Origin of the sequence: Rhodocytophaga rosea (assembly GCF_010119975.1) — a bacterium.
Taxonomy (GTDB): domain Bacteria; phylum Bacteroidota; class Bacteroidia; order Cytophagales; family 172606-1; genus Rhodocytophaga; species Rhodocytophaga rosea.
Genome location: NZ_CP048222.1, coordinates 7,524,979 through 7,544,634 on the forward strand (window position 1 = coordinate 7,524,979; position 19,656 = coordinate 7,544,634).

General features: G+C 42.4%; 10 protein-coding genes. 5 read left to right on the forward strand and 5 right to left on the reverse strand.

The annotated features are described in order from the left end of the window. Positions 1 to 155: 155 nt before the first annotated feature. From GXP67_RS30870 to GXP67_RS30880, 3 genes are all read right to left on the reverse strand, one after another. On the reverse strand, positions 156 to 620 hold the full coding sequence (locus GXP67_RS30870) for a GNAT family N-acetyltransferase (protein WP_162446702.1): 465 nt from the start codon (positions 618 to 620) through the stop codon (positions 156 to 158). Between the two features lie 319 nt (positions 621 to 939). Next, complete coding sequence (locus GXP67_RS30875; RefSeq protein ID WP_162446703.1) at positions 940 to 1,896, reverse strand: SGNH/GDSL hydrolase family protein; 957 nt, start codon at positions 1,894 to 1,896, stop codon at positions 940 to 942. Between the two features lie 60 nt (positions 1,897 to 1,956). Then, positions 1,957 to 3,687, reverse strand: coding sequence for a glycoside hydrolase family 13 protein (locus tag GXP67_RS30880; RefSeq protein WP_162446704.1), 1,731 nt, complete (start codon positions 3,685 to 3,687; stop codon positions 1,957 to 1,959). A 305-nt stretch (positions 3,688 to 3,992) separates the two neighbouring features. Between GXP67_RS30880 and GXP67_RS30885 the strand changes: the two genes are divergently transcribed. From GXP67_RS30885 to GXP67_RS30900, 4 genes are all read left to right on the forward strand, one after another. Then, positions 3,993 to 6,212: an alpha-amylase family protein gene (locus GXP67_RS30885; protein WP_162446705.1), complete on the forward strand. Its 2,220-nt coding sequence runs from the start codon at positions 3,993 to 3,995 to the stop codon at positions 6,210 to 6,212. A gap of 274 nt (positions 6,213 to 6,486) precedes the next feature. Continuing rightward, positions 6,487 to 12,513 carry an AAA family ATPase gene (locus tag GXP67_RS30890; RefSeq protein WP_162446706.1) on the forward strand — a complete coding sequence of 2,009 codons (6,027 nt, stop codon included), beginning with the start codon at positions 6,487 to 6,489 and terminating at the stop codon, positions 12,511 to 12,513. A gap of 270 nt (positions 12,514 to 12,783) precedes the next feature. After that, complete coding sequence (locus GXP67_RS30895; RefSeq protein WP_162446707.1) at positions 12,784 to 14,886, forward strand: outer membrane beta-barrel family protein; 2,103 nt, start codon at positions 12,784 to 12,786, stop codon at positions 14,884 to 14,886. A gap of 266 nt (positions 14,887 to 15,152) precedes the next feature. Beyond that, positions 15,153 to 16,346, forward strand: coding sequence for an acyl-CoA dehydrogenase family protein (locus tag GXP67_RS30900; RefSeq protein ID WP_162446708.1), 1,194 nt, complete (start codon positions 15,153 to 15,155; stop codon positions 16,344 to 16,346). 155 nt (positions 16,347 to 16,501) lie between these two features. On the opposite strand, the gene GXP67_RS30905 is transcribed toward GXP67_RS30900, so the two are convergent. Then, positions 16,502 to 17,386, reverse strand: coding sequence for a cation diffusion facilitator family transporter (locus tag GXP67_RS30905; RefSeq protein WP_162446709.1), 885 nt, complete (start codon positions 17,384 to 17,386; stop codon positions 16,502 to 16,504). Positions 17,387 to 17,810: 424 nt separating this feature from the next. Beyond that, positions 17,811 to 18,938 (reverse strand): sialidase family protein, encoded by a 1,128-nt coding sequence (locus GXP67_RS30910; protein ID WP_162446710.1) that lies wholly within the window; start codon positions 18,936 to 18,938, stop codon positions 17,811 to 17,813. 136 nt (positions 18,939 to 19,074) lie between these two features. Here GXP67_RS30910 and GXP67_RS30915 point away from each other — a divergent pair, with 136 nt between their 5' ends. Beyond that, a complete protein-coding gene (locus GXP67_RS30915; RefSeq protein ID WP_162446711.1) occupies positions 19,075 to 19,650 on the forward strand; it encodes a Crp/Fnr family transcriptional regulator in 576 nt (191 codons plus the stop codon). The last annotated feature ends 6 nt before the right edge of the window (positions 19,651 to 19,656 follow it).

Genomic DNA, 19,656 nt, shown 5'->3' on the forward strand with positions numbered 1-19,656 from the left:
AGCCCCTCTTTCCTTTTTCTCTATCTTTGGTGCGGAAACCCTATTATTAGATACTTCAAAAAAATCTATGTAAAGCGTATATTAACGACCCTCATCAGTTGTAAAAAGTTGCAAGAAACTGCACATAATTATGCTTGATTAATAGGAAGTTATCTTTATCTACTTAAATACGAAATCTGTTTATTGATATCAAGCCTCATTTGGTACAAGTCAAACCCCTTAGCCCAGTAATCCTTTTCTGATTTCTCCAGGATAAAGCCCATCTTCTGATAGAATGGATACACCAGTTGGGTAGTCCGGACTACAATTTTACGGATATCTGCATTTTTTCTGATCTGGTTGATTCTGTATTGAGTAAGCGTACGGCCAATGCCTTTTCCCTGGAAATCAGGATGAATTATATCCCAGGAAAGCCGGGCTATCTTTTCTTCTAAAAAATAATTGATACCTCCACAGCCTATAATTTTTCCTGCTTCTTCCACCACAAAATAACTCTCCAAATATGTATCAAGATACTCACTAAAGTCTTGTTCTTCAGAAGGAGCAAAATACTGAGGTATATTCAGCCTAAGTAATGAAATAAGTGCTTGTCTATCTTCAGGTGTAAAGTATCTGATCATTCTACTTTATTTTTGTAGTCAAATTGTTAATTATTAATGAAATATATACATTTAATTCAAGTACAACTTGTACAGGCGGCAAAAGCTAAACCTGGTTTATAGTTAGTATACTCACCTTTAGACAACAGATCACAAAGCCCGATCAATTCTTAAAGTTATCACCAAGGCATATATGTTTGAATATTTTTTAGATTTTGGCAAATGGCTACTTTGTGTCTATGAAATACCTTGAGCAGGGCAGGCTTTTTTAGCTGGGTGAAAATGATCGTTCTGGTCTACAATTTATATACTGCTTGTCTGACTCATTCAAGAAAAGATATTATTTACGAGATAGCAAACCTTCAATCTCTTTCAGGAGTTCAATGGATTTTCGACTAGCTTCCTCCAATGGCAAGCCTGCCGGAAGACCAGGCCGCTTATGCTTGGTTTCTGTCAGCCAGGCATCGCGCAACATATTCTGCCGTTCTGCAATGAGTTTTATTAGCCGGGAAGCATCCGGAACCTGCTTTATGCTCTCTACAACACCAGTCGCATTCGCTACTTTCGTATAGCCCAGATATAAGAGGATTTGCCGTGCGATGAGCCAATGTCCGGTTTCTCCGGGATGAACGCCATCTTCTGCCAGGGCAAATCCCTGCAAGTTGAATTTTGCATCTACCTGGCGGTGAGCTTGCAGATAGCTTTTCATGGGATAATGGATATCAATTACTTCCCATTGAGCCGTTGCCTTTTTATCGAGTAACCAATCCGTATAATGGTCAAGCACAGCAGTATATCCTATACTTTTGCCTCGAAGTTCGTCATAATCCGGGGGTGTAATATGAATAATTCTGGCACCAGTCTTCTCTATTTCAGTACGCAGCCATTGAATCCCTTCTTTAAAACGGGTAAAACGCTCCTTGTCCAAAGGTTTGTAAATGCCATCATTCATCCCATAACAAGCAAATACCAGATCAGGCTTTGTCTGTTGTAATACCCGATTCAGCCTCTCATGTAGATCAGGTCTGGGGAAACTTCCTCCTGCATGTCCTTCTTCAGAAAACCCGCTCACTGTCTCACTAGGTAATCCTACATTAATAAATTCCCATTGTCTGTCAGGATGTTGCGTTCTAAGATAGGTTTCTATATAATTCACATATTGGCCTGCCCAGGTAATGCTGTTTCCCAGAAATACAACCCGTTTAACGGATGGAGCTATAGCTTGTGCATAGCAACTCAGTTTTACATTGAACAATGTTAGAACGAGTAGCAGGATAACAGAAGAAAGTTTGTTCATAAAAGTCGTATTCGAATGTATTTACGTCAGGTAGTGGTTTGCGACGATATATCAACTATATTATAATGAAAATATTACCGCCTGATAAGGCTGGAGTGATACTTCTCCCTCTTCCATTTTTACACTTGAGTAATTATTGATCAGCGTTTCTTTTACAGAACCCATTTCCTGCAGTTGAATTCTGGTAGTTTTGCTGGTAAAGTTAAGCAGCACCAGCATTTTTTTGCCCTCCAGTGTTCTGGTATAGGCATAAATATCCGGATGGGCAGGCTCAAGCAACTGGTAATCGCCATATACTAATACCGGATTGTCTTTCCGGAGTTGCACTATTTTCCTGAAATAATTGAGTACAGAATTCGGCTCATTTTCCTGTAGGGCTACATTAATCTGCGAATAATTTGAATTAACTGGCAGCCAGGGTGTGCCGGTTGTAAACCCGGCCTGGGTTGAATCATCCCACTGCATGGGTGTGCGGCCATTATCCCGGGAGCCAAACTTAAGGTCTGTCAGGTATGCTTCTATATTTCCGCCGGAATTCAGTACTTTTTTATAGCCATTAATGGCAGAAATATCCTTGTATTGCTCAATCGAAGTAAAGCCAATATTAGTCATGCCCAGCTCATCGCCATAATAACAATAGGGGGTACCTCGCATACTCAGAATAAAAGTATTCAGCATTTTTGCTGAAGCTTCTCTGAATTCCGGACTATCGTTTCCGAAACGGCTTACCAGTCTGGCCTGGTCATGATTGGCAAGAAAAATAGAAAGCCAGCCTTTTTGGGCAAACGCACTGTCCCACCTGGAAAATACTTCTTTAAAATGCCTGAGGCTATAGCCATCTGGTTTGGCAATATCTACCCCCTCAAAGGCATAGGCCATATTTAACTCCTTTCTATCTTCATCCACCAGATTGTGTGCATCCTGAAAGGAATTTCCGGCACCCTCGGCTACGCTCATCACCTTATACTTACTAAAAACCTGTTCATTCATTTCCTGCAAATACTGATGTAAATTACCCTGCATGGAGTAATATTTCGAAAATTCTTTTTCATAGCCTTCCGGGAATACCGGAAAAGTAGTGTCTTTGGCAGCAAACCCAAAAGCGTCCAGACGGAATCCATCTACGCCTTTATCTGCCCAGAACTTCATAATATCGTAGACTTCCTGCCTGAGTTTGGGATTTTCCCAGTTCAGGTCTGGTTGTTTTTGGGAAAAATAATGAAGATAATATGCTTTGGTAAGTGGATCGTATTTCCAGGCATCGCCCTTTTCATCGAATAAACTGTAGCGGTAGGGAGGTTTTCCTTTCTCAGCCGACCACCAATGGTAATAATTCCGGTAAGGATTATTTCTGGAACTTCTGGATTGTTTGAACCATTCATGTTCATCGCTGCTGTGATTGACAACCACATCCATAATCAGTTTAAGGCCTCTGTCATGCATTCCTTCAAGCATCTGGTCAAAATCGTCCATGGTGCCAAAATCCTGCATAATGTTGCGGTAATCACTCACATCATATCCATTATCGTCATTGGGGGAACTGTAAATGGGATTGAGCCAGACAGCCGTCACGCCCAGGCTTTTAATGTAATCAAGTTTTTCAATAATCCCTTTCAGATCGCCGACTCCGTCTCCATTGGTATCTTTAAAACTTCTGGGATAGATCTGGTAGATAACCGACTCTTTCCACCACTGTTTGGAAGGCTGACGAGTGTTTTTCTTTTCTTCGGTGGATGAAGCGCAACTACTGAGCAATATAGTCATCAATACAATGACGGAGAACTTTTGCATATGATGGATTATGGAATAGGTGAGTACAAGCAAACAAATATTTAAGGTATTGCTGGAAGCTGGATTACGCCAGATACGTTTTCTGATGCAAGAGAAATCAGTTAAGGGAATCTATTGCAGCGCTGATAGTCAGAAAAATTAATATAGATAAAAACAGATAGTGAGGCAATCTTTTTTAATTATAAACTTTTTTAGTTTAATTATCACTTATTATGTATCCTGAAAACAGGGATATAGTTTTTATCTACATGAGCCATCCAACAAGCTGTTTGCCTCAGGTAAACCGACAAATTTATTAATCATCCATGCACAGAAGAAATTTTATGAAGACGGCTTCATTCCTCGGAGGTCTATCCGCAGCTGGAGGAGCCAGCCTTTTAACAATAGCAAAAGTTCAGGCAAAGGATAAAGCTGCCAGGGAAAAACTATGGTTTGACAGGTCAATGCGATGGGCGCAGCTTGCTTTTGTAGAAAATGATCCGGGTAGGTATGATCCCGATTTCTGGCTGGGTTATTTCAAACGAATTCATGCCGATGGTGCTTTATTAAGTGCCGGGGGAGTGGTGGCTTTCTATCCTACTCAAATACCCCTGCATCACCGGAGTCCCTGGCTTGGTAATTCCGATCCCTTAGGCTACCTGGTGGAGGGATGCCGCAAGATGAATATGTCTGTTATTTTGCGCACAGATCCACATGCCACCAGACAAGATATGTATGAAGCTCATCCGGATTATATTCATGTAACAGCCGATGGAAAAAAGCGCCGCCACTGGGCAAACCCAGAATTGTGGGTAACCTGTGCCTTAGGACCCTATAATTTTGATTTTATGACCCGGGTGAATCAGGAGATCATGGAACGCTATCAGCCGGATGCCATATTCTCCAACCGCTGGTCTGGGCATGGACTCTGTTACTGCGAACACTGCAAACAGAATTTTAAATCCTTTTCCGGCTTTGAATTGCCTGCCACTACCTCTTCCGGACTAAGCACCGCTATGGCCAGCGGTGATAAGTCGGACCCTGCCTACCGCAAGTATACCGAGTGGCGTACAGAACGGCTGAAAGAATTGTGGTTTTTGTGGGACAAAGAGATCCGGAAACAAAAACCTTCTGCCAGATATATTCCAAATGGTTTTCCGGATAAATTATTAACAGGCAAACATTCTGATTTCTTTTTTGCCGATCAGCAGGCCAGAAGCGGGGTGATTCCTCCCTGGTCGAATGGGAAACATGCCAAAGAATTACGGGCCACTATGGGAATGAAACCCCAGGTAGGAATTTTTAGTGTAGGTATTGAAGAGCAATACCGGTGGAAAGATTCTGTGCAAAGCAATGCAGAAATTAAGATATGGGTAGCCGAAGGTACCGCAAACGGCCTGCTTCCCTGTTTTGTAAAGTTCGGCGGATTTATGTATGATAAACGCTGGATGGACACCATAGCAGATATTTACCAGTTGCATTACAAACACGAAAAGTATCTGCGAAATACAGACTCTCTAGCCAGGGTAGGAATGGTATATTCTGAACAAACCAGCCGCAACTATGGCGGGAAGTCCTGGCAGCAGAAAAGTGAGGATCATGCCCTGGGCATGTACCATGCCCTTATTGAAGCCCGTATTCCGTTTGAAATGGTGCACGATCAGCTTCTGGATGCTCAGAGTATTAAACCATACAAGCTACTTATCTTGCCCAACATAGCTGCACTTTCAGATGCGCAGTGCAGCCAGTTGCGTGCTTTTGTGGAAAATGGAGGAAGCATTGTGGCTACATTTGAAACTTCTCTATATAACGAAGAAGGCAAACAACGTACAGATTTTGGCCTGAAAGACCTGTTTGGTGTTTCATATGACCAGCAGGTAGAAGGACCCATGCGAAACAGCTATCTTCGCCTGAAAAGTGAAGCAGGCTCTGCAAAATTCCATCCCGTTTTAACTGAACTGGAAGATGCCTACCGGATCATTAACACCATTCACCAGGTACAGGTTAAGCCTTTAGCTGACTTCCCCAGTCCGGTTACGCTGATTCCTACCTATCCCGATCTGCCGATGGAAGATGTGTACCTGCGGGAACCGGAAAGCACGACCAGAGAATTGTACTTAAGGGAGATTGGAAAAGGGCGTACTGCCTATATTCCCGGTGATATGGAACGTTCTTTCTGGCAACTCATGAGCGCCGATCATGGAAAATTGCTAGCTAATACCATCCGCTGGGCATTACAGGAAGCTCCAGTTGTGGAGGTGAAAGGGTCGGGTATTGTAGATGTTACCGTTTGGCAGCAGAAACAATCCATGACGGTTCATCTGGTAAACCTCACCAATCCGATGATGATGAAAGGTCCCTTTAGGGAACTGATCCCCATAGATAAACAACAGGTGAGTATCCAACTTCCGAAAGGAGTACAAGTGAAAGCCGTACAGCTATTAGTGAGCGGACAAAAGCCTGCCTTTAAAATAAATGAAGGGAAGCTTACTGTAATAGTTCCCAGGATCGAGGATTTAGAAATTGTTGCCCTGGATATAGCCTAGCAGAGAATACATAAAGCCTTAATTGTGCCGGTTAAGAGAAAAGTTAAAAACAGACTCTATGCCTATATGAATCAAAATTGCTAGTAAATGAATTTTTTCTGGCAGTTTCCAGCATGGCATTAGAATACATTGAATTAAACATTTTTTACAATTGCTTTTGTAATACTAACTATGGGAGTGCTTACCTAAAAAGGTACCAAAGCCATGTATTTTTCTGGCTTATTCCGGGACATACCCAAATGCAACTTTCACCTGTGTAATTTTTTACAACGCAATGGACCAATCACCTTCATATGGTCAGTTAATATATCAGGGAAAGGCATGTGCTATCTATATAGTTCACGTACCTGAAGAGGAAACAAAGAAAATACGAAAGGTTTTACATTCGGATAGTGAGGGAAGTCAGGAAGAAAATTACTTAAAAAATGAGCTTGACATAACCCGGCATCTGTCCATAGAAGGCGTTCGAAAAGCATTTGCCATCAAAAATCTGGAAGGTAAACTCATCTTAGAATTAGAATACGTTGAGGGAACCACATTGAAGGAGCGTTTACGAAACAGCCCATTCACCCAGGATCATTTTTTGACTATAAGTATCCAGATGGCAAGCATTCTCGGAAATTTACATCAGCAGCATATACTTCATAACCAGCTTACAAGCGAAAATATATTAATCAATAACCGCGATGAAGTTAAATTCATTGATTTTGGCTTAGCAGGAAAACCCTCTGTTAAAGATGTGGATGTGGAAAGTCCTGCTTTTGTACAAGAATCACTGGCCTATATTTCTCCGGAACAAACCGGCAGGTTAAATCAGGTTGTAGATGAACGCTCAGATTTATATTCCTTAGGGGTTGTTTTTTATGAAATGCTCACCGGAAAATTACCTTTTGAAAGCAATACTCCGCTTGAGCTTATGTATGCCCACATCGCTCATACTCCCTTTACGCCCCATGTAGTGAATCCAACAATTCCTGCAGTAATTTCAAGCATCGTTACAAAGCTGCTTGAAAAAAAGGCAGACGACCGTTACCAGACTTGCCTGGGCTTGGTTGCTGATCTACAAAAATGCCACAATCAATTATTACAGCAAGGAAAAATTACTGAGTTCTCCCTGGGAGAAAACGACTTTACTGAAAAATTCCAGATCTCTCAAAAATTGTATGGCCGGGAAAAAGAAATGGCTCAACTGCTCCAGTTATGGGAAAAAAGTTGTGCCGGCTATTTTCAACTGCTTTTTATTAGCGGTTATTCTGGCGTAGGTAAAACTTCCCTGGTGCAAACCCTGCATAAACCGATCACCGAAAGAAGCGGGTATTTTGTCAGCGGAAAGTTTGACCAGTACTACCGCAACATTCCTTATTATGCCTGGATACAGGTGTTTGAATCCTTTATCAATCAGATTCTTTCCGAGAGCCATACAAGGGTAGAGTATTGGAAAAAAACCATTCTGGAGGCAGTAGGTACACAGGGAAAATTGTTAGTGGATGTAGTAGGCAACCTGGAAATATTAATCGGGAAACAACCAGAGGTAGCGGAGGCGAGTCCGGTAGAAAATCAAAACCGCTTTAACCAGATCGTAATCAACTTTATAACTGCCATTAGCGGGCAAAAACATCCGCTTTTTATGTTTATTGATGACTGGCAATGGGCCGATTTCCCATCCCTGGAATTATTAAAAGTAGTAGCAACTAGTGAGCAGATCCGTTATCTGACTTTAACTGGCTCCTACCGCGACAACGAAGTAGACCAGACGCATCCCTTGCTTGAAAAATGGCAGGAGATACAAAAGCAGCACAGAGAAATTTACCAGATTCAGCTCAGTAACCTGAATGTAGATCATATCGGACAATTATTGAACGATACGCTGCATTGCCCGGTCAGTTATTGTTTACCTTTTACACAGCTCATCTTCTCCAAAACGCAGGGAAATCCTTTTTTTGTCCGGCAATTGCTGCACAGCATTCATGAAGCTCACCTGTTGCAGTATAATGCCTCTCTTAAACGCTGGGACTGGAATGTAGAAAAAATCAGGCAGCTCAATATTACAGACAATGTAGTAGAGTTCATGGCAGGAAAAATCCTCCGGATGCCAGTGGCTTCGCAGCAAGTACTCAAACTGGCTTCCTGTATTGGTACCACGTTTCAAGTAGAAACGCTTGCGATCATCTATCAGAAAAACAGCAACCAGACCTCCAGAGAATTGCAAAAGCCTTTGCAGGAAGACATGATCATCTCCGATGGAGCAACCTATAAATTTGCTCACGACCGGATTCAGCAAGCTGTTTACTCACTCATCCCCGAAAATGAACGGAGTAGGGTTCACTGGCAGATCGGGACTTTATTACTCCATAATGTAAAAGAGCAAGCGGATGCGGAAAATTTGCTCAATGAACAGCTATTTGAAATTGTAAACCAGTTGAATGCCGGAAAAGCACTTATTTCGGAGGAAGAAGAAAGCGTTCAACTGGCTACATTGAATTTGCAGGCCGGGCAGAAAGCTAAATCAGCATCGGCTTTTCAACCAGCCGCTCAATATTTTAGGAATGGTATTGACTTACTGCCTCCTGATGCCTGGCTGAAATATTATGAGCTTACCTTTCCATTGTATGAACAGGGGGCTGAATGTGAATTTCTTATTGGGGAGCAAGAATCTTCTGAACAACATTACCAGACTTTGTTAACACATGCCAGAACAGCCTTGGAAAAAGCCAATATTCTCGCTTTTCAGGTCTGGCAATACATTAGTCTATTCAAACTAGAAGCTGCCAATCAGAAAGCTGTACTCGGATTGCATTTAACTGGAATTGATGTACCTCAAACAGAAAGCGTACTAATAGAAGAAATTGCATCTCTGGAAGCCCAAATAGAAAGTGTCATCAAGCGACAGAATATTCACGACTTTATTGATGTCCCGCCAGTAAGCGATCAGGAGTTGATTGTACAAATGAAAAATTTGTATGGACTAGCCTTTCAAACTTTCTATATCAACCAGTTAGCGCAAATGAAGTTCGCCGTTTTACAAGGTGTCATGCGTTCCTTTAAATATGGCCGGTTTGACCTTTCTGCGAATATGTTTGCTATGTATTGCCGGATTCTTGCCTCAGGAGATAAATACCAGGAAGCCTACCGTTTCGCTCGTCTTGCCATTCAACTGGCAGATGCTAACCCAAAAGCCAGAGAAAAAACGCAAGTGTACAGCAGATCTGCTTTTTGGGGAATGCCCTATGGAGAACATTTAAGTAAAACGATACCCATATTTAACAGAGGCATTGAAGTGGGCTGGGATGCGGGAGATCTGGTGCAGTCAAGTGCTAATTACCTGGATGTGGCGATCCACATGTTCCATAAAGGAGATCATCTAAAAGAAGTGGAAGAATATGGAGCCAAAGGAGCAGAATTTGGCCGGAAAGTAAATTTTATATTATCCTATTATGCTTGCACGTTAGAAAAAAGAGTGGCTGCTTACCTGCAACGAAGAGAAAAAGCAGATAACCTTACAGATGAAAGTTTTTTGCCTGAGCAACTTCAACGAATCAACCAAGGCCTTGTAAAAGGCTTTCTCTGGTTTAACAAGATCCAGACTAAATTCTGGTTTGAGGAGTATAAAGAAGCCTATCAGATTGCTTCAGAACAATCTGCCTCTTCCCATGTAAGAATGGAATCTAATATTAAGTGGGCAGATTATCATTTTTATCAGGCAATCACCTGTAGCCAGTTATTGTTAGCAACGCACACACAAGCAGATATTCAACAACTCAGGCAGGAGATTGGCCGGTGTTATAGAAAAATCAAATTAAAGGCAGATGCTTGTCCGTCTAATTTTCTGCATAAACAACTATTAATAGAAGCAGAACTAGCCCGCCTGGATGGCCGGAAGTGGGAAGCTTCCGAATTGTATGACCGTGCCATTGCCGAGGCAAAGAAACATAGCTTTACGCATATAGAAGCTTTAGGAAATCAACTGGCAGCCAAGCACTGGCACCAGGTTGGCAAAGCTGATTTTGCCGGTATTTATTTTCTGAATGCCCGACAATTATATCAGAAATGGGGAGCCATAGCCAAGGTACAAGATTTAGAAGCAAAATATCCACAGTATTTTATTCATGCACTCAAACGTGACGAGGAAATTTCCCTGCATTCTTCCATTGAGAAAGGGCAATCTCTAAGCCGGACGCTGGATTTTGAAGGCATAATCAGATCTATCCAGGCTATTTCCGGAGAAATGGTGCTTTCGGGCCTGCTTGAAAAAATGATGCAATATGTACTGGAAATGGCCGGAGCTGTAAAAGGCATATTGATTGAAAAGCAAGGAGATCAATTAATTATTCAAGCCACCGGCTTAGCCAGGGGAAATATACAGGTACTGCAAGGGGTTTCCATAGAGAAATCAACGGAGTTACCACTATCTATCGTTCAGTTTGTAGCCAGAACGCAAAAATCCATCTTGTTAGACAATGCCTTGCAAAATAGCCGCTATGCCTATGATCCGTATATCCAATATTACCGTCCGCTCTCCCTCTTATGTTTTCCCATTCTGAGAAAGGAGAAACTGATGGCAATTTTTTACCTGGAGAACAATCTGCTGGCTGGTGTATTTTCATCCGATCGCTTACATGCCTTAAAAATCCTAACTACCCAGATGGCTATTTCTCTGGAAAATGCCCTGTTATATGAAAACCGTTTGGAATCGGAAAAAAAACACGAAATAGAAAAAGCCAAATCCCGCTTTTTTGAAAATATTTCCCATGAACTTCGTACCCCACTTACTTTAATCCTGGGCCCTCTGGAGCGGAAAGTAACGAAGGCGAATAAAGAAATTAATCCCGAAGAATACCAGATGATGCACCGCAATGCCCATCGGCTGCTGCAACTGATCAACCAGTTGCTGGACCTTTCCAAACTGGAAACTGGAAACATGCATCTGCAGGTAACGCCCATGGATATCCGGGGTTTTTTTGAAAACAGTATCCAGTCCTTTATTCCATTAGCCCGCCAAAAAAATATAGCCTTTTCGTATCAGTTGCCCGATGAGTTGATCGAGGGCTATGCAGATTCGGATAAGCTCAGTAAAATTATAACTAACCTGCTGGGAAATGCTTTTAAGTTCACTCCCGAACAGGGGCAAGTTCAACTGGAGGTCAGTTGCCCTGATAAAGATGGGGAATGGCTGCAAATACGGGTAACAGATACCGGCCCGGGCATGAAGCCAAAGGAGCTAAGCCGGGTGTTTGACCGGTTTTATCAAACAGATACTTCTCAGCAGAAAGCAAGCGGAAGTGGCCTGGGATTGGCTTTGGTTAAAGAGTTGGTAGAATTGCATAAAGGAAAAATTTCTGTAAACAGCGAGTTTGGGAAAGGAACTGAATTTATTGTTGACCTGCCGGTAGGTGCTGCCCATTTTACAGCGGGTGAAAAGGCAGGAAAAGAAGGAGATGACCAGCCAGTTAACGTAATTGCACAGGAAGAACCCATACAATCGCAATCAGAAAAGGCAGTTAGTTTACCTGGCAAAAAAAGTAGAGGCAAAAAGCAACTATTAGTAGTTGAAGACCACCCGGATTTAAGCCGGTTTATGGTGGGAATACTAAGCAAAGACTACTTTGTATCTCAAGCCAGGGATGGGGTAGAAGGACTGGCGCAAGCCATTAAAGAAATTCCCGACCTGATCATCTCTGACATTATGATGCCCCACATGGATGGATATGCCTTATGCCAACAGCTGAAAAATGACGAGCGGACAAGCCACATCCCTATTATCCTGCTCACGGCCAAAGCCGATGTATACAGCAAAATAACAGGCTTAGAAACCGGCGCCGATGATTACCTGGCGAAACCTTTTCATGAGCAGGAATTATTTGCCAGAATAAAAAACCTGATCAGGCAGCGTGAAAAACTACAGGAAAAATTTGCGCAGAATATTCATCTTGCCCCTCGTGAATTATCCATTCCCTCTCAGGATCAGCGGTTTTTGCAAAAGGTGATGGAAATCACTGAGACTGAGTTATCCAATCCGCAATTTGGGGTAGAAAAATTTAGCCAGGAAATAGGCATGAGCCGGGCTCAGTTATACCGGAAACTACATGCCCTGACCGGTTTTTCTCCCAATGAGTTTTTGCAGGAATACCGCCTGAAAAGAGCTGCTTCGCTCATTGAAAACCAGTTTGACAACATCACCCAGATCGCCTTCGAAACCGGTTTTACCAGTCCTTCCTATTTCGCAAAGTGTTTTCAGCAGCGTTTCGGTACAACACCCAAAGCCTATAGCAAATCCGTTACAGGCCATACAAAAAAAAATTAACCCTGCTAGGTTCACATCTAAGGGCCATTCTACCCATATAAGTTACCGATGCATTACGCTAATCAGTTCTGCCCTACAGTTCTATAACATATATCGGATGAATCAATTTTGCTAGTATTTGAATCATTTGCGGCAGTTTCTCCTTCGCCAGGCGCTTACCTTTGACATAGTTGATTACAAACAAAAAGTGGCCATATCAGGCATGATATCACTCACTCTACCTAGCAATGCCAGATAATCTGGTAAGGTATTACAGAAACCGCTACAATTATGAAAAAGATTTTTACCCTTTACTTTTTATTCATAGTGGGCGTTCAATTCGCTTCCGGGCAAATAATTACTTCCGGGAAATCCTTCTTAAGCAGCAACTTTACCGGTAGTTTAGAAAAAGTGGCAGGTCAACCATCTATTGGTGCGAAGCAAACAGAACGAAATACTATGGATACCCTTTCCTCCAGGAATCCTGTATTTTCTACTCTTGTAGCAACCAGACATAATCCTGCTGTTGAACGTGTCTCTTTGGTGCCAGTGATCAGGCACATCACCATTACACCCATTCTACTATCCCAAGCATATAACCTTTCTGCCGGAATAAGAGCAGTAGACCATACAGGGTTAGACGTTCCACAAATGAATTATACAGCCTATGGTACTAGCGGTTCTGTTTCTTTTTCGGCAGGATATGGGGCACAAAAAAAGTCATCGGCAAATCTGCAACTTACCCATCGTACCAGAAAAATCACGCTTTATGCGGATTACCTTTTTATGATCAATCACTTCAGGCAAACCTTTATTAACTACCGGAAAGTTGATTACCAAGGCTTAACCACACAAACCTGGGATAGCATCGTACGCAATCCATTGGTATACCATCATGCCCTCAATACAGGAATGGAATATAGGCTGAGCCAGAGAACCAGCCTGAATGCTTCACTTTCCGGATTCAGCAATGCCGTAACTGTAAATGATGAAAACATCCGGACGAATATGATGCAAGGAGATCAGGCCACAACGCCAGTACTTCTCACACACCTGGAAAAAAATCAGTGGAGCCATTGGAGAGGTGTTGTGTCACTGCACCACCAGTTTGCGAAGGAACAGGAATTAAATGCGGAACTGGGATATCTCTATTCACAAGCCAATGATCTGCACCACTTTGTCCAGAATAATTCAAATAGTAGTGACACTCCTTCCGGCACCAATCCTTTTGCTGTCGATAGAAAAATACCGATACAAGTAGCAATGAGCAGCGTGAACTATACAAAACACTTTAGCAAGCAAAGTAAGCTAGAGGCTGGTATAAAAGGTTCCGTGGCCAATCTGGAGAGTCAGGTAGTGTTGAACAGATTTAAACAAGACCAATGGCAAAGGGATAGTACCGCCAGCTATCAGATGAACAGGCTGGAATATATTGGGGCTGCTTACCTTGCGATCAGTCATCAATTGAATGCTAAAACGAAGTTAAATACAAGTCTGCGCTGGGAGTATAGCCACACACAGATTCATAATGCCCAGAATAAAGAATTGGTACAACGGCGCTCGGGTATTTTACTTCCCAGCCTGTCGTTTTCCAGGGAGTTTTCTCAAGCAAGCAGCCTACAGCTTTCGTATGCCCGTAGCCTACACCGTCCGGCATATAACTTTCTAGCCGCCTATATTTTTCCTACGGATGCCTTTTCTGGCAATATGAATTTAAGGCCTTCTACGGTAGATGCTCTGGCCGCCACTTTCCAGGTAAAAGAAAAATATCAGGTAATGCTAGGCTATACTTATTCTAAAAATCCAATTCTTCCACTGCAATTCCATGTAAATTCCCAAACCAATCAGCAGTATGCACAAGCTGAGAATTTAAAAGATATTCAGCACTACTACCTTACCTTCTCCTTTCAGTCAAACATTGCTCCCTGGTGGCAGGTACAAAATAAGATAGTTGGAAACTGGCAACGGAACCGAACTGTATACGAAGGCACTCCGCTACAGGCACAGAAAACCTATGGGAATATCCAGATAGCAAATATATTAAGGCTTCCTCACGACTATTCTGCTGAAATTACAGGGTTTTACCAGACAATGAGTTTGTATGGCGTTGGGTATATGAAAGCCTTTGGAGGACTAAATATAGGTGTGCAGAAAAAGTTAAGAAATAATCAGGGACTGTTAAAACTGACCGCAGATGATATACTCGGAACGATGGGTATTAGGGTAGTAAATCATCAGCCTGCTGTACAGTTGAACCATGCGATACAAGCCAGATTTGTCGAACCACGGATTTTCCGGCTCACCTACTCCCGCACCTTTGGTAACCTGCAGGTAAAACGGGTATCTCATCTGTCGGGCACTTGTGAGGAAGAAGCAAACCGGGCCACGAAATGAACCATTGGCTATACATTCTTACGAGTTCTTTTGTAAATAAAATACCAGTAACATATCCATATATCATTATTTGAATCAGGAATACTATGAGTCAAATACGTCAGGAATTGATGCGATTTTTGTTGGTTTTTACCTACAGGATAATTATATTTGATTACCCTCAAACAGCTGGAAATCAATATAATATTTAGTATTACCTAGTGAGCATTGCTTGATTTTTAACTAGACAGATTTCTAACCTTTTATCCACTTCTATTTACACATTTATGGCTGTTATTACCCAACCCCGTACTTTAGAAAATCTCCAGGAGATTTATGAAAAGTGTGCCCAACGTGCGCCCCAGTATGACCGTGAAAATAAGTTTTTTCACGAAGACTTTGAAGATCTTCGGGAAGCAGGATATTTACTGATGCCTGTTCCGGAAGAATTAGGAGGTTTCGGTATGTCGCTGGCAGAAGTTGCCCAGAAACAACGGGAACTAGCTTACTATGCTGCGCCCACTGCCCTTGGTGTCAATATGCATTTATACTGGATAGGCTCCGCTGCTGATAACTGGCGCAGGGGAGATACCTCTGTAGAATGGCTCTTACGGGAGGCAGCCGCCGGAAAAGTATTTGCCGCTGGTCATGCTGAATCTGGAAATGATCTGCCGGTGGTATGGTCTACAACCAAAGCTGAAAAAGTAGAAGGAGGCTATAAGTTCACCGGAAGAAAATCTTTTGGAAGCCTTTCTCCGGTATGGTCCTACCTGGGAATTCATGCCCTGGATGACAGTGACCCGGAAAATCCGAAAATTGTACATGCCTTTATGCCCAGAGAATCATCTGGCTATGAAATAAAACAGACCTGGGATAATGTACTGGGTATGCGTGCCACCCGAAGTGATGATACCATACTGAACGGTGTATTTGTTCCGGATCAGTATATTCTCCGGGTAGTACCGGCTGGCTTTAAAGGGATGGATGGGTATATTGCCGGCCTTTTCTTCTGGTTTCTGACCGGCATCAGCAACGTATATTACAGTTTGTCGCGCCGGGTGTTTGACCTCACGGTTGAAAAGATTAAAACCAAAAGTTCCATTGCATTGACTAAAAAGTCGATGGTGCATCATGCCGGGGTGCAGATGGATATAGGCGAATTATTTATGGAACTGGAAGGAGTGGAAGCTCAACTCAATTTCATTGCCAATCAATACAGTTCTGGTGTAGACTATGGACCAGCCTGGCCGCTGAAATTCATTGCCATGAAAGGCCGGGTAATGGAAGCCAACTGGAAAATAGTAGACAAAGCCCTGGATATATCAGGTGGATTTGGAATTTTTCCATCCTCAGGTTTGGAGAGGCTCATCAGGGATGCCCGGTTAGGCCGGATTCATCCAACCAATAGTTACCTGTCAAAAGAATTGCTGGGGAAAGCCAATCTGGGCGTAGATTTCGATACCCAGCCAAGATGGGGATAAAAATTAGTTGAGTTGCAATAGTGTTATAAATTGATAAACAGGTAATTATATTAAGGCTCTCATCATATAGGCCAATGCATAAGATCACTGGTATGCATTGGCCTTTGAGTATGTATAAGTATCAGGTATTTCCGGCAGAAACTATAAACGGCTGTCTAAAAAGGTTCGATATGTATCAATACATCATATATTTGCCTGTTTTCCAGCAGAATGGCATCTTTCACCTGATGTGCAATCCGGTGGCCTTCTTTTACCGATAAGTGGCCATCTACCAGTACATGCAGATCAACAAAGTACTCGAACCCCATTTTTCGCACCAACGCTTTATCCAATCCTCTTACCCCTTCTACCTGCATCGCTACTTGCCTGATTCCATCAAGTATTTCTTCAGGAGGAGCCACATCCATTATTTCGCCCATAGCAGGAATGAAAATATGGTAGGCATTAAACACGATGATCACTGAAGCAATTAAGGCCGCCCAGTCATCCGCATTCTCGTAGCCTTCGCCTCCAATTAAAGCAATGGTAATTCCGAGAAATGCGGTAAAAGAGGTAATGGCATCACTGCGGTGGTGCCAGGCATCGGCCTTTACAGCCGTACTATTAATCTGCTTGCCTGTTTGATTGATCCGCCGGAATAAAAATTCTTTCAGTACAATTACGCCACCCAATACAACAAGCGTAAAAGGGGCAGGTACTTTATGGGGTGTAAGTATATTCTTCACACTTTGAATCGCAATCAGAATAGCCGCTCCGATCAGCAACAAAGCTACCACGATAGTAGCCAGGGGTTCTGCTTTGCCATGCCCATACGGATGATCAGAGTCAGGGCCTTTCGACGCAACCTTTAATCCTGCCCATACAATCAAGGAAGAGAATATATCTGAGGTAGATTCGATCGCATCTGCAATTAAGGCATACGAATTACCAAAAATACCAGCGATTCCTTTTACGATAGCAAGCAGCGCATTCGCCAGTATACTGATTAACGTTGTTTTCAAGCCCTGATCCGTTGCATGACTCACTTTGCTATTTGCCATTGCCAGAGTAATCTTTAACCTTTTGAAGAAGTAAACCGAAAGAGTTGTTTTATACTGATACTGAAGAATTTCGGTTTTTTGCTTATAACATTCCCTGTATTCGATTATTGTGCAGAACTATGCCAACAACTACTAACGATTTGTATAACTCTTACGGTTACATCAATTTTTTCGATGCAATTTTCTACAGGTTACAGATTCTCAAAATAATAATTTGTATAGGTATACCTGCCGGGACAGAGTTGGATATGCCAGCAGATGAAGGAGTTGGAAAGGTTAGGAGTTATGTCAGGTCCCAGAGCAGGTAAAGGGATTTTGATAAAAATAGATCTATTGCCATAACATGGAATGTTGATTTTCTTATCAAGATTTAGCGTATTGAAATTAATATAGGTATGTACTTCCTGCACTATCATACGGATCTCTATCTCCTTATTTCTTTCTTGTATGTTTCCCGGCCATTGCTTAGCCATTCTAATGAAAAACTAACAAATACGTTTTCTTTGTACTCATCTTTTTCAAAAAACAATCCGATATCCCCGTTTTTCAATATAGTTAAATCTGAGTAGGCGGCTGGACCGGTATAAACCGTTTTTCCGGCTGTCCAGGTTTTGCCCTCATCATAGCTTATGCGGACGGTCAGGTTGCTGCGGCCTTCTTTCGTTTTAACATTAGAGAAAAGCAAGCGGTTTTTGCCATCTCCTGCCATTGCAGCCGGGTAGCGGATAATACTTGCATTACAGCCTGGATCAATAAGGGATGAATCAGCTTTTGAGGTCCAATGTTTCCCTTCATCTGAGGATGTATGCACATACCGCATACCACCGGTGTTTACCCTGGCATTTACCATCCAGGTGCCATCTGATAGTTCGATTACCTTAGATTCATCGGCCGGTTGAATAGGATGATCAATAAAATACCATGTTTTTCCATGATCATCGCTTCCGAAAAGATATACGCCCTGCTTGAGGTGTACAATTGTATGAAGCAGTTTGCCTGTACCTGTCTGAATACCCTGGCCTGAGGTAATAAACTTAAAATCATACCGCCATTCTGGCTTTGTTAGCTGAGAAGTGAGATCTGCCGGTGTGCTCCATGATTTTCCATTATCCTTACTTTTTACCATGTGAAAATAGTAGACATCTTTCTCCTGCACCACATCCATAAAATTATAGAATAGAAATATTTCCTTTGTCGTCTGATCTACGATCATGGAAGGATCTGAGGCAGATTGGCCCAATGGAAAATTAACGACTTTTTCGATGGGCGACCATGTTTTTCCCCCATCGCTGCTTCTGCGGATCACAATATTGATATCCGGATTAAATTTCAGATCGCCGCAGGAAGGCACCCGTTCATCAATAGCCGCAATCAGGTCGCCATTGGGTGCAGTAATAATAGAAGGAATACGGAAGCAGGTGACACTATCGCTCATCGTTTTGTTAAACAAATCCTGGTATATATTCAGGCCCGCTGCCATAGAAAATTTCTTTTCCTGTGCAGTTACACAAAAGGCTATCAGTACGAACAAGCCTGTGATCATTCTCTTCATGGCCAAAATTTATATAGTTCTCTGTATGAAACGACTAAGATAACAGGATATAATTTCTAAAAACAGAGACGTATGCCTGTGTTTTAGATAAGAGAAATAAAGTAGTTTTACTATCCGCTCCCAAACTCATCCTTTTATGTTTGAACTGCTTTTACGATCCATTGAAGAAAAGGTACCCTCCACAGAAGTAGAAATAGCTGTATGCAAGAGCTATTTTAAACCAAAGAAATTAAGGAAAAGGCAGTTTCTGATTCAGGAAGGAGAAGTATGCAACCAGCTTGCTTTTGTGGAGAAAGGCGTTTTGTATTCGTATTCCACCGATGCAAAGGGCACACCACGGGTTATTCAGTTTGCCTTCGAAGGCTGGTGGATTGCTGACTTGTATAGTTTTTTTACCAGAGAACCATCCGGCTTACATATTGAGGTATTGGAAGACTGCGAACTGCTTTTATTAGACCGGGAACATCACCAGGGCTTACTACAACAGGTGCCTAAATACGAAACGTATATGAGAATTTTATATCAGAATGCCTATGTGGCCCTCCAACGGAGAATCGAAGGTACGGTGGGCCTCACGGCAGAAGAAAAATACCTCCGTTTACTGGAAGAATATCCGGCCATTCTCAATAAGGTCCCCCTCCACCTGGTCGCTTCTTTTTTAGGGATAACGCCGGAAACCCTCAGCCGCATCCGCAAACAGATTTTTAAGTAAGCCTTG

What these genes read in the sequence shown, in the direction of transcription:
- GXP67_RS30880 (WP_162446704.1), bottom strand. Translation starts at nt 3,687, where the DNA reads ATGCAAAAGTTCTCCGTCATTGTATTGATGACTATATTGCTCAGTAGT.
- GXP67_RS30900 (WP_162446708.1), top strand. Translation starts at nt 15,153, where the DNA reads ATGGCTGTTATTACCCAACCCCGTACTTTAGAAAATCTCCAGGAGATT.
- GXP67_RS30910 (WP_162446710.1), bottom strand. Translation starts at nt 18,938, where the DNA reads ATGAAGAGAATGATCACAGGCTTGTTCGTACTGATAGCCTTTTGTGTA.
- GXP67_RS30905 (WP_162446709.1), bottom strand. Translation starts at nt 17,386, where the DNA reads ATGGCAAATAGCAAAGTGAGTCATGCAACGGATCAGGGCTTGAAAACA.
- GXP67_RS30895 (WP_162446707.1), top strand. Translation starts at nt 12,784, where the DNA reads ATGAAAAAGATTTTTACCCTTTACTTTTTATTCATAGTGGGCGTTCAA.
- GXP67_RS30885 (WP_162446705.1), top strand. Translation starts at nt 3,993, where the DNA reads ATGCACAGAAGAAATTTTATGAAGACGGCTTCATTCCTCGGAGGTCTA.
- GXP67_RS30890 (WP_162446706.1), top strand. Translation starts at nt 6,487, where the DNA reads ATGGACCAATCACCTTCATATGGTCAGTTAATATATCAGGGAAAGGCA.
- GXP67_RS30875 (WP_162446703.1), bottom strand. Translation starts at nt 1,896, where the DNA reads ATGAACAAACTTTCTTCTGTTATCCTGCTACTCGTTCTAACATTGTTC.
- GXP67_RS30915 (WP_162446711.1), top strand. Translation starts at nt 19,075, where the DNA reads ATGTTTGAACTGCTTTTACGATCCATTGAAGAAAAGGTACCCTCCACA.
- GXP67_RS30870 (WP_162446702.1), bottom strand. Translation starts at nt 620, where the DNA reads ATGATCAGATACTTTACACCTGAAGATAGACAAGCACTTATTTCATTA.